Annotated in this window: 8 protein-coding genes and 1 pseudogene; 5 read left to right on the forward strand and 4 right to left on the reverse strand. The window is 38.9% G+C overall.

The window, feature by feature from the left end; all coding sequences use genetic code 11:
* Positions 1-26 precede the first annotated feature (26 nt).
* Positions 27-848: a CPBP family intramembrane glutamic endopeptidase gene (locus KDW03_RS09815; protein WP_271434900.1), complete on the reverse strand. Its 822-nt coding sequence runs from the start codon at positions 846-848 to the stop codon at positions 27-29.
* A gap of 346 nt (positions 849-1,194) precedes the next feature.
* On the opposite strand from KDW03_RS09815, the gene KDW03_RS09820 reads away from it, so the two are divergent.
* Positions 1,195-1,389 (forward strand): hypothetical protein, encoded by a 195-nt coding sequence (locus KDW03_RS09820; RefSeq protein WP_271434901.1) that lies wholly within the window; start codon positions 1,195-1,197, stop codon positions 1,387-1,389.
* A 51-nt stretch (positions 1,390-1,440) separates the two neighbouring features.
* Positions 1,441-2,598: an integrase catalytic domain-containing protein gene (locus KDW03_RS09825; RefSeq protein WP_271434902.1), complete on the forward strand. Its 1,158-nt coding sequence runs from the start codon at positions 1,441-1,443 to the stop codon at positions 2,596-2,598.
* Positions 2,599-2,699: 101 nt separating this feature from the next.
* Here KDW03_RS09825 and KDW03_RS09830 read toward each other — a convergent pair whose 3' ends face one another.
* Together KDW03_RS09830 and KDW03_RS09835 are read right to left on the reverse strand one after the other, a co-directional pair.
* Positions 2,700-5,435 (reverse strand): hypothetical protein, encoded by a 2,736-nt coding sequence (locus KDW03_RS09830; RefSeq protein ID WP_271434903.1) that lies wholly within the window; start codon positions 5,433-5,435, stop codon positions 2,700-2,702.
* An 18-nt stretch (positions 5,436-5,453) separates the two neighbouring features.
* Positions 5,454-8,630: a PEGA domain-containing protein gene (locus KDW03_RS09835; RefSeq protein ID WP_271434904.1), complete on the reverse strand. Its 3,177-nt coding sequence runs from the start codon at positions 8,628-8,630 to the stop codon at positions 5,454-5,456.
* A gap of 751 nt (positions 8,631-9,381) precedes the next feature.
* Here KDW03_RS09835 and KDW03_RS09840 point away from each other — a divergent pair.
* The 3 genes from KDW03_RS09840 to KDW03_RS09850 are packed head-to-tail and all read left to right on the forward strand — an operon-like array spanning position 9,382 to position 10,528.
* Complete coding sequence (locus tag KDW03_RS09840; RefSeq protein WP_271434905.1) at positions 9,382-9,813, forward strand: hypothetical protein; 432 nt, start codon at positions 9,382-9,384, stop codon at positions 9,811-9,813.
* Positions 9,810-10,070, forward strand: coding sequence for a hypothetical protein (locus KDW03_RS09845; protein WP_271434906.1), 261 nt, complete (start codon positions 9,810-9,812; stop codon positions 10,068-10,070). Before KDW03_RS09840 ends, KDW03_RS09845 begins: the two co-directional genes overlap by 4 nt.
* Positions 10,061-10,528, forward strand: a complete 468-nt coding sequence (locus KDW03_RS09850) for a hypothetical protein (RefSeq protein WP_271434907.1) — start codon at positions 10,061-10,063, stop codon at positions 10,526-10,528. Before KDW03_RS09845 ends, KDW03_RS09850 begins: the two co-directional genes overlap by 10 nt.
* Here the strand turns inward: KDW03_RS09850 and KDW03_RS12435 are convergent.
* A pseudogene (locus tag KDW03_RS12435) lies at positions 10,529-11,641 on the reverse strand (IS256 family transposase); the annotation flags it as partial.
* Between the last annotated feature and the right edge of the window lie 133 nt (positions 11,642-11,774).

Consider the following 11,774-nt stretch of genomic DNA (forward strand, 5'->3'; position numbering starts at 1 on the left):
GGGTTAACGGGTACCATACATGAAGTTTAATATACTAAATAAACAAGAATATTTGAAAAAGCATGCGCAATGGTTGAGGGGATTAAGTTTCTACTTGAAAACCTCAAGATTCCCAGAATAAAGCTTATCAGAAAATACAAAAAGATTTCATTCAAGTCTTTTGGGAGATGGGCAAAGGTAAAGAGGAAAGATGAGCCCAAAAGAGCAAGATTGTGGTTAAATTTTTTCTCTATCAAGTCATATATTATTCCTCTGAAAATGGTTTCCTCACATAATGGAGCCAGAAGAGAGAGAATGAGTATATAGGTTGCTTTATAGAATCCACTTAATGCTGTTTCTTCCGTTAATGAAAGGTTTAATAAACTCAGAAGAAGAAATACACATACGGAAGCAACTATGCCAATAAAAATGTCGTACAGAGGCTTTTTTGTGGTGTATCCATAAGAAAAAAAGCTTTTGCCGGTTTTATTTCTTATATAAACCATAAGGATGGGAAATACAAAAATATACTCTCCACCTATTGCAAGGAATTTTATAAATTCAGAAATTATGTGTGAAATACCATCAAAATTATACAAAAAGACAAAAGATGCTGTTGTCAGGAACAAAAGTCCAATCCTGAAATAAAGATTTATATTTAACTTTCTCAGTTTACGATAAAATTCCATGGTGGCAAGAAATTCCTTTAAAACCTTTATTTTCTCAGTTTCTGAAAACTTTATATTGTTTTTCAATAATGAAGCCACAATCCTTCTTTCATTTTTCCCTAAGAATACCAAAACCTTTTTGACTATCTGTTTGTCAAGGATGGAAAGTAAAATGAATACCTTTCTTTTGCCTGTAAGCATATAGAGACTTATCGGAAATATTAAGCCAATTCTTTTACCTTTGTCACAAAAACATCTTCAAGTGATGGCAAAATCAATTGAACATTTGGATTGTATCCTGGGCAGTGTATACTTAATTGTGTCTGGTAGGAAAAAGATAACCTCCTGTGATAATATAAATAAAACTATCACAGGAGGCCAGATATGATTGAGACGAAGAATATTTTAGAGCTATTCAAACCAATTGTCAAGTCATCGAATTGCTTCATAATAAAAGTACTCGAAAAGGGAACTTTGCTTCAAAATAAAAAAGTACTTTAAATTTGTGTAAAATAATCCAGTTCATGGCTCGACAAGCTCGCCAACCGTGGCTCGACAAGCTCGCCAACCGTGGCTCGACAAGCTCGCCAACCGTGGCTCGACAAGCTCGCTAACCGTGGCTCGACAGGCTCGCCAACCGTGGCTCGACAAGCTCGCTAACCGTGGCTCGACAGGCTCGCCAACCGGAATTGGGGTAGCGATGTTTGAAAGGAGACCTATTTACAGGGAAACGGCAAAATGATATGCTGAGCTTGTCGAAGCAGAGTATCAAAAAGCCAGCAAAAAGGAAAAAATGGAGATACTGGATTATTTTGTGAGGATAACAGGCCTAAAAAATCGAAACTATGCCGCCAGGCTCTTGAGGCAGCACGGAAAAACCATATATGTAGGCAAAAAAAATTACCTTAAAGCCGACATAGCCAAGAAGGGCAAAAGACCTGGCAGAAAGAAAAAATTCGGCGAAGAGGAACTAAAACTTCTAAAAAAGGTCTGGGAAATTGAAAACTACATGTGTGGCAAACGTTTAAAGCCAATTTTAAATGAAGTTTTAGATAATCTCTTAGCAAACGGACATCTCCACGGTTCTCCACAGGCTATAGAAAACTTGCGCCATATAAGTGCTTCAAGTATTGACCGACTTTTGAAACATGAGCGTAAAAAGCTTGAGATAAAAGGACGAAAAGGCACAAAACCTGGAACGCTATTAAAGCAACAAATAGCTATACGCACGTGGGCAGAGTGGGATGAAAATTGCCCTGGTTTTATGGAGATTGATCTGGTTGCCCATGAGGGAGGAAATAGCCGGGGAGATTTTGCTCAAACATTAAATATGGTGGATGTTTGGAGCGGTTGGACAGAACTTGTGGCAATCAAAAACAAAGCTTCAAAATGGGTAAGAGAAGCCATAGAAAAAGTCCAAAGAAGACTTCCTTTTGATTTACGGGGAATTGATTCTGATACCGGTGCTGAATTTATTAATCATCCTCTGCGCGATTGGTGTGAGAAGAACCAGATAAAATTTACAAGGGGAAGAAGCTCCCGTTCCAATGATAACTGCTACGTTGAGCAGAAAAACTATTCCATAGTCCGCCAGAATGTTGGATACTTCCGCTACGATACCGAGGAAGAAGTCTACTACTTGAACCGACTCTATGCGTATCTCAGGCTTTATGCCAACTTTTTTCAACCGGTTATGAAAATGACAGAGAAAAAGAGAATCGGAAGCAAGGTGCAAAAGAAGCATGATGATATTAAAACTCCCTACCAGCGGCTTTTAGAAAGCTCTTATGTAAGTGAGGCACAAAAGGAACGCCTAACAAGGCTTTATAAGGCTCTCGATTTGTTTCACCTAAGACAAAAAATTACGGCTTGCCAGAGAAAACTTTTCAGCCTTCAAAAGAAAAAGAATGTAAAAAACAAAAATTTGGAGGAAACTGTATGGAATTTTTGAGTACTTTTTTTTATGAGGCAATGATTCGAATTTCGAGTACTTTTTTATTTGACGCAACGGGGTTTAAACAAAAAAGGGCTGCTAAAAAGCAGCCCTTTTGTTTATTCTGTGATGTCAAAACTCATTCGAGGAGTGATGCCTTCTTTCCCTTTGGTACTTCTAAGGTAGAGGAAATAATCTACAGTATCACCGATGTTTCCTCTTCCAAGGAAGACTCTCACTGTCCCATCAAAACCGAGTTTTGCCCGGATGCGACGGTATTCAGGGGCGTTATTGACACGGTATACGAGATAGATATTATTGTAGTCTATACCCTCCACAGGATCAAAAACCTTAAACGTGAGATAGATACCTGAGTTTGCAGTGGGTTTCTCGGGATGAAGTGTCAACTCGGTAACTTTAAATGGATTCCCCAGGATCTTTGTGTCATAGCGATCCTTGTCTTCGGGAGAAACAACCTCCCCTTGGGTTGCGAGCGTGGGAATATTTATTTTTTTCCTTTTGAGTACGTTAAGCAGAATGTCGTATACTTCGGCTGTTTGCTTCATGGCCAATTCCATCTGGTTACTTGCAGTCTTCATGTTATTTAGATTTCCAGACCAGAGCCAATCTGAGTGGGTAGCCATCACAAGATTTTCCCATGTTTCTATGTAGAGGTAGTCGGGATAACTTGTGTCAAGCTTGAGATCAGATACCATTTGCTTTGCAGAAACAATTTCCAGTACCTTTTTCCCGTTGGCACGAATATTATCCCAGATAGCTTGTTTCATCGGATGGTCAAACCATATCTTATAGCTGACCGTTTGGGTTTCAATGTCGTAGTACCAACCACCTGAGATTTTCTCACTAAGAAAACTTTGTGTTGGAATTACTTTTTTGAAGATATCCTCACCGCTCTTGAAACGGATCCATGGGATAGTTTTGAGTTTTGTGAAGAGTTTATCCATAAACTCTCCATCACCAATGAATTCTCCGTTGTTTGCTACTACAATAACCGAGTTTCCATCCTTGTTCTGGAGTGCCACAGAGATTACGTAGAGAATAAACTCATCGATTGCTTTGTCTGTTTTCTTAAGGAGAATGTTTACCGCTTTGCTGTCTCGAATAAGCGCGTTCATGGCGAAACCTTTACTCATAATACGTGAAGGTTTGCGGTAATCGATATCTGGCATGTCTTTATAGCCTGTGTCTACCGCAATATCAGAGAGATATCCCCACGTGAGCTTATTTTGGACAACGGGTTCAAGTACCCCGTCAGCATAGGCAAGCTCAGGAAAGAAGAAACCATTTGGTTTCACACCAAAAGCAAGCTGTTTAATGTCCATATCCATGCCTATCTGTTCCTTGATCTCTTCGGTAGAAATAAAGGGAAATAAGGGATTTCCATAGCCGGTGGCAACAAGATTAAAGGTTCCTTTTTTGATCAAATTACCATACATGGAAACAAATTGAGGAGAAACCAGCATCCATTGATAGAGTAACGCACCACTAATGATGATATCACTTCGTACCGTTGGATGTTTTTGGTAAAGTTTTACAATATTTGAATAAACTGGCGCCAGAGGAACAAGATTTGCCTTGATTTTCCCTGTAGAGTTGTAGATGGGTTGATTAAGAAGCCAGGCAAAGTTAATCGTCAGGGGTTTACTTACAGCCGGTATAGGGATCTCTCCCATTTTGACGGTCCGTTCTGCTCGATAAACATCAACCCCGCTAGGATCAGTAACTCTCACAACCACTATATAATATCCACCTTTGATTTTGGCTGAGGCTGTTGCTGAAGCAGAATAGGAAACAAATTTCTCAGGGACAATCTCGGAGAGTGTATCTTCTTTGATAGTGTCAAGAAGATTTTTTCCTGTATCGTAGATTTCAATAAAAAGTTTTCCGCCAGGGAAATTTCCAGGAGTAAACTTGTAGATTTGGCCGCTTACGGTAATTTTTCCGTTTGCGTAGGTGGCTACCATGGAACCTGTAAATCCCGTTTCTAGATTCCCTACAGCAATATTTTGCATGGGAGGGAGAAGAACAATACTGACGTCATAGTAGGCTTTTTCTTTTGGTTGGAGAACTTTTTTCTTGAACACCAAATCATAGGTAGGCACTATTGGATCATGGAAGGTCCAATAAGCATCAATGAGAGACGGAGAGAACAGCCAAACAGCTGATGACTTGCCATTGGGAACGGTAAGACCTGCAAACCCCGCACTGGGGAACATATCCAAACCATGCCCTGCACTTCCCGGGTTAAATCCAATCTCAACGACATCATTTTCTAAAGGGAGCCATGTACTTTTAGCATCCTTGTTGGTAGGTCCAAGAATCGGTCTAGATTGATGCCAGTAGGTAACTTCTATAGGTTTTCCACCCCGGTTTTCAATCTCAACTAAGGAATAAACGGCAGGAACCGTGGTATCTACAGAGATTCGTTTTGTAAGGAAAAGATTTTTCTTTGTAGGATTAGCCTTACCAACATCAACACTCATTTCTATATACGCTTTGGACTCGTCCTTTGTGAAACCAAATCCTTTCACATCGTATTTCGTCTTGGCAAGTCCTGGCCATGAGAGATCAACGATATCGTAAAAAGCGCCCGCAGAATCTGGAGAATTTGGATTGAATGTTTGAACAAGCTCTTCCCCTGTTTCTTTATTCACAATGGAGAGGGCTCTCCCTCCCATTTTTGGTTCGATAACTACTTTAATTCTATTGTTTTCGAGGACATAGAGACCATCTTTTTGCTTATATGCAAAGAGGTTGCTTGCTTTTGAAATATAACTTTGTCCCCAGAGAATCTGAATAAGACTGACAAAGAGAAGTATGTACCACCGTTTCATAGTTTCCTCCTTTACTTATTATTCTTCTGTAAACCAGAAGGTAATACCTGCACTGATACCCTGCTGACTCGTCTTGAAGTAGTCTTGAAAACCAAAAGTGTAGGCCAATCGTATTCCAAACCATGCAAACTTTAAATCCATGCCAACATCTACGAGGTCATTTTTAGCAATGTCAAACACAATAAAATCAGACCACAGAACTTGTGTATCGGCAAAGAGACTCCACTGAGCAAGAAGAGGTATACGCAATCCACCACCCACAGCAAGTGCATAAGGAATATAGTTCTCGCTCATGTTATACATACCGCCAATATTGAGTTGTAAGAAAGGCAAAGGATGTATCCCAAAATGAGCTCGAATCATATGATTCATATTAGGAGAAAAGCTGAAACTCTTAGATTCAATACCAGTATAGGAGGCTGTAAGACTGACACCGCTCCAGTTACGTACCATTTTTGGCCACCAAACATCGGCTTGCTTTTTCTGTTTTTGAACATTTTCTATGTGTTTCTCTATACGACTCCGTTGTTCTTTAATAGCAGAATAATCTTTGAACGGAGAAGTGTCTATCTTCGCGAGAGCGTTCTGATAGAGACGAAGGGCTTCAGCATATTGTCCATTTTCAGCCTTTCTGTCTGCTTCATATACCATAGGAGTAAGAGACTCCATCAATACTTTCGCATCGCCAGCTAGCTCTTTTTCCATCTTTTTGTTCATGGCCGTTTTTTGCTTTAGCTGAATATCAACATAGGTATTAGAAAGAGTCTCGTTTTCAAAGGCTTCCATCTCTTGTATCATCGAAAGAGCACGGTTGTAGTATTTAATACTATCTTCGTAATTCTCGTTCTGGCTAGCTGTGTCGCCTGAGGCTATCAAAGCCAATACCTCAGGTTCTATCTGCTTCCAAGCGTAGTTTGCATAACTATTTCTAATACTTGTTCGAAGCCCTGGAAGCGGTGTGTTGGTAAGTCCACTCTGGTCAATCTTGAGAGCTAAAAGTTTGAAGTTGCTTACACTTGCGGCTATTTCACCCTTTTCAGCCATTGTTACCCAATATTGATAATTTGTCGAAACATCGATATACAAATCCGCAATGAGAATATTTTCGCCAAGTTCTTTTTTTTGGCTCAGGATTTCACTTTCTATTTGTTTGATCCTGGGAAAGTTTGCATACTCAGAATTTCTGAGGGTTCCAAGAGCTAAAGCAAAGTTAGAACTTGAAGCAATAAAATCATTCTGACTGGCAGCATCTATAGCCTGTTGAAGGAAAAACAGACTACTATCAATAACATCATCTTCTCCTACGCCTGGTGTAGAAGTAAAGGTAAGGATCTTTGTACCACGTGAGTCTACAATGAAGTTAGTTACTATTGTTTTGAATCCCCGTTTATTGAGCTTGAGGGTTACACTACCCATCTCCACAGAGAAGACATTTGAACTACTATACCCTACAAAATCATCGTTGACAAAAGCCTCAAAACCCTTTTCAGGAACGGTGCTGACATACAACTTGGCTGGAGCATCCTTGAGTTTCAGAGAAAGAGAATTTCTCATATTTGGCTGGATAAAAATGTTTGTGGAAAGAGTTTTGTAGCCTTCTTTTTCGATACGGACCTTAACTGTCCGTGCAGGGAGCATAGGAATCTCCAGACCTCCTACAACACTCCGTCCGCGTGGAATATTGTTAATACTCACGTAAGCATCATCGGGTGTTGTGCTCACTATCAAATCCCCAAATATAGGGGTAAGTTGTGCTAAAACTACATTAAAACGGGTAAGTGACCACTCTACATTCGTAGAAACATTCATATAACCATCATTAGTACCCAAGAATTCTATCGAAATTTGGGGAGACTCAGACAAAGAAATAGTAGCAGGGGTTTTTACACGTCGTTTTTCAACGAGGGTAATAAGCCCTCTCTCCGGAGTGGATATCAGAAGTCCAACCACAGGACGAGGATTGAGATCTACCATGATAGTCTTCTGTTCTTCTTTGAGAGTAATATTTGTTCTGAAGGGTAGATAACCATCTTTTATGACTGTAACAAGATGGAGCCCTGGAGAAACCTGGGTTTCAAAGCTCCCATTCTGGATGGCGCCCATCTTTTTTTTGTTGATAATAACTGTGGCTCCTTCTTGGGCAGACTTGATAACAAAAGAAGCTCCTTTTCGGCTAAGCGAAACATTGTGCATATTTAAAACATTTGGTTCTAAAGTAAAAGTTTCTTGTTTCATTTTGTAGTTTGCCGTTTCTTCAAAGACAATAGTTTTTACGCCTGCATTAATATTAGTCATAAAAAACGGTGTCCGTCCCTGAATGCTGTCTTCGAGAATCAAAAATTGTGCCCCTGGATAATCCGCATTAAGGAAAAGATGACCTTTAGGTCTGTCTTCTGCCGCACCCCGGATTTTTCGAGTCGCCGTTAAGCGTATGGTACAAGTAGTTGGGTTAAAACCTACGGTCACATTGGTAAAGAAAGGATCATAACCATCCGCCATGACAAGAATAGGATAAGATCCAAGAGGTAGAATATTTTGACCCGGTTTAAGGATGACTGATGGCAGGGAAAGGATCTGGAGATTTTTGGCTTTAGCCGGTACCAATTTCAACGAAAGTTTTCCAGTAACTTCAGGTTGATAATAATATCTGTCCCATTGATTAAAGAGTGTAATAAGGGTTTCTTTTAACAAAGTGTTCAGTGCGGGTGTATTCGTAAGTAACGTGCTAGGAATATTGATACTCTTTATAGATGGTTTTGGTGTTGCAGGACTCTGATAAAACTTGAAAGTTATAGTATAACCGGTTGATGCTGTGGCAATAGAGATGTTAAGTGCCTGTTGAAAACGCACGTAATTAGAAAGACTTTTGAAAAATGTCCGAGAAAAAGGAGCCGCACGAATAGTTCGAAGTTTTTTAGGAGGCACGAGTTTATTTTTTATTATTGTCATATTCGTATTTGTGCGGTTAATTTCTTGAATAATGGAATTAGCCCAGTCAACTGCAGTATTCACAGGCAGGTAAACATTATTGAGAACATCATTTAAATCATTTAGATTGTAAGTAATCTGATTTACGAGGAGTTGGTAGCTTCCACTATCCATTTTTTTAGGTTGAGCACCAATAGCGACCAACGTCAGTGATTCTCCCCACATCACCAAAGGCAAAAGTAAAAGCATCAGAATATGTTTTTTCATATTTATCTCCTTTTAAAATTTTTCCTTTTAAACTTTATAGTTAATTATACCATAAAATACTTGTTTGTCAATAGCTTATAAAAAATATCTTTTCTCCCAAAATTTCCTAACTATATTACCTTTTTTATAAGCAAAAATGGAAATTTTTCGTGGTATTACTTAAAAGACTTTTAGAAAAACCGTCTTTCCTCAAAAATAAATCTACTCGAAATACAAAATTGAGGAAGAAAGCTATTCATAAAACCCTCCTTTTGCATTTCTTTTCATAAGCTTTCGATAATTCTTCGGTATTGTGTTCTATGAATCTTGAGGGCTCAAATGGATCTAGAGAAGCCCTTTGTTTCATAAGATTTTCTTTCACTGCACTATCTACTTCCGTAAGTTTTTAGTCGGTACTATGTAATGAGGGGGTGTGTGAGTTTTGCTATTACCTTGTTTCAGTTTTCTTGGGGATGGTGGGATAGAGGACGTTAGCTATTCCCTTGTCGCAGTTTTCCTTGAGGGTTTGGATTCTCCCCTGGCTAGGCAGGGGAATAGCAAGCGTGGCTGAGACAAGGTAAGAGCATCCCCATCCCCCTCTTAACAACCATCTTTATGTGTCAATTTTCATTTTGAGGAAACAAGAAAATTTCAGGTAGATTATTTTTGAGGAATGCCGGGTAGTGTCGAAAACAATTTAAAATGTCACACTTTGTGCAAATAGAAATGTCACCTTTTAAAATACTGCAACTAAAAAAACGAGAGGTTGCAGATGAGAGAGGTGATAACGATGACACTTAAAGCACAGAACACAGAAGGGGCAAAAATACTGGAGATGGTAAAGAACAAGAAAATCAAGCAGAAAGATGCTGCAATAATACTGGGGATTTGCAGAAGGCAACTTATTCGAATTTTTAAAGAATATTTATCAAAGGGTGATGAAGCCCTCAATCACAAATTAATAGGCAAACCGGGGAATCACAGAATTAGCAGTGATATCAAAGAGAAAATTATGCAGATAGTACGGAATAATTATAAAGGTTTTAAGCCGACATTTATAGCTGAAAAGCTTTATGAGGAACATCATATAAAAATAGGAGCATCAACGCTTCGTTTATGGATGATGGAAACAGGATTGTGGAAGAAAATAAGAAAACTGCGAACCGTACCAGAAGGCCGAGAAAAGAGCATTTTGGAGAAATGATTCAAATGGACGGCAGCATTCACGACTGGTTTGGGACAGGCAAAGAAGTCTGTCTGATGAATATGGTGGATGATGCTACAGGCACATCTTACGGTCTTTTCGACACAGGAGAAACGACACAAGTAGCGCTGCAATGTTTGTTTGACTGGATAATGAAATACGGTATTCCTTATTCGATCTATTGTGATTATAAAAGCCTGTTCTATACGAAACGGGAAGCGACCATAGAAGAACAGCTTGCAGGGAAATGCCTCTAACAAAGTTTGGAGAGGTCTGCCATAGGCTGGGGATAGAAATGATATATGCCCATAGTCCCCAGGCAAAAGGACGCGTAGAGAGATGGAATGGGATCCATCAGGACAGGTTAATAGCAGAAATGAAACTAAAAAACATAAAGGATATTGACAGTGCCAATCGTTTTTTGAAAGAATATTACTGGGAAAAGAATAACCGAAAATTTAGTAAAAAACCTCTGTCGGATGAAGATTTTCATATTGCATTAATGCCTGATCAGGACTTAAGGAACTATGTTTGTTATACGGCCGAGTGCAAAGTCTATAGAGATTATACAATAAAGTTTTCTAAAAGAATATACCAGATTGAAAAGAAACAACCTATAGCCATAAAACCCGGGGACAATGTTATCTTAAAAACCTGGCTTGATGGAAGTATACATATTTTTAAGAAAACATTGTGTCAAGAAAATTGTGTCTAGTCATAGGATAACCTCGCTGTGAATATTTTCTTTGGTGTATGAGTGTTGCTCACGATAGAGTTGAAAGTAATACTCCCAATTTTTTAACTTTCTTTTTAAGAACTTCTCATTTTGGTATCTTAATAACAGGTAAAGATATTTCTCAGCTGAAGCCTCGCTTTGACACATTTCCATTGTTTTTAATCTCCTTTTAAGTTCTTTAAAGAGTCTTTCCAGGGCATTGTTTGTATACACCATGCTTCGTATTCCTTCAGGTAATTCCATGTAAGTGAATATATTCTCTCTTATTGTCAAGAGGTTATTCATTAAGTTGGGATAGATATTTTTCCATTTTGTGTAAATTTCATAAACAATTGTTCTGCCTCCTGTTTGTCTTTGGCATGAAATACCTCTTTTATTTCAGTGGCAATGATATTTCTGTGTTGAACTCTCACTTTAGCCAGTATGTTTCTCATGACATGGACTACACAGGGCTGATACTTTGCGTGGGGATATATCTCTGTTATGACGTTTTTCATACCACTTAAGCCATCAGAGACAATAAAATGAATCTGTTTGACACCTCTTTCTCTTATATCTAGCAAAATTTCCCGCCAGTTATAAGCACTTTCCATGCCTCCTGGTAGGTAGTATCCTAAAATCTCCCGTCTTCCCTCAGGTGTAATGCCTATAGCTACATATATTGATTCATTTTCTACCCTATCTCTTGATAGGAAACACCATAGCATCCAGAAATACCACGGCATATTCTTCCATGAGAGGGCGACTACGCCACTTCTGAATCTCTTCTATGCCTACCTGGCTTATCCTTGAGATGTTAGCATAAGAAATCTTTATTTCATAAAGCTCTTTTAAAACTTCTGCTATCTTCCTTGTTGACATTCCTGATATCAACATAGCCCTGATTAATGCATCTAAGTCTTCTGTGATGCGTTTGCGATAGGGAAGAAGGGCACTTTTAAATCCATTATCCCTTGTTCTTGGAACACGTATGGCTGTAAGCTCGCCAAAAGCTGTCTTTAAATCCCTTTCGTAAAAGCCATTGCCTTTTGTGGGAGGATTGTTTTCCAGGTAAATCTCTCTTTCCTCTTTTAACATACTCTCTAATACTTCCTTGACAATTGGTTTGAATAGCTCTAAAATATTCTTCGTCTCAATCATATCTGGCCTCCTGTGATAGTTTTATTTATATTATCACAGGAGGTTATCTTTTTCCTACCAGACACAATTAAGTATACACTGCCTA

This window comes from Thermospira aquatica, assembly GCF_023525255.1.
Classification (GTDB): domain Bacteria; phylum Spirochaetota; class Brevinematia; order Brevinematales; family Thermospiraceae; genus Thermospira; species Thermospira aquatica.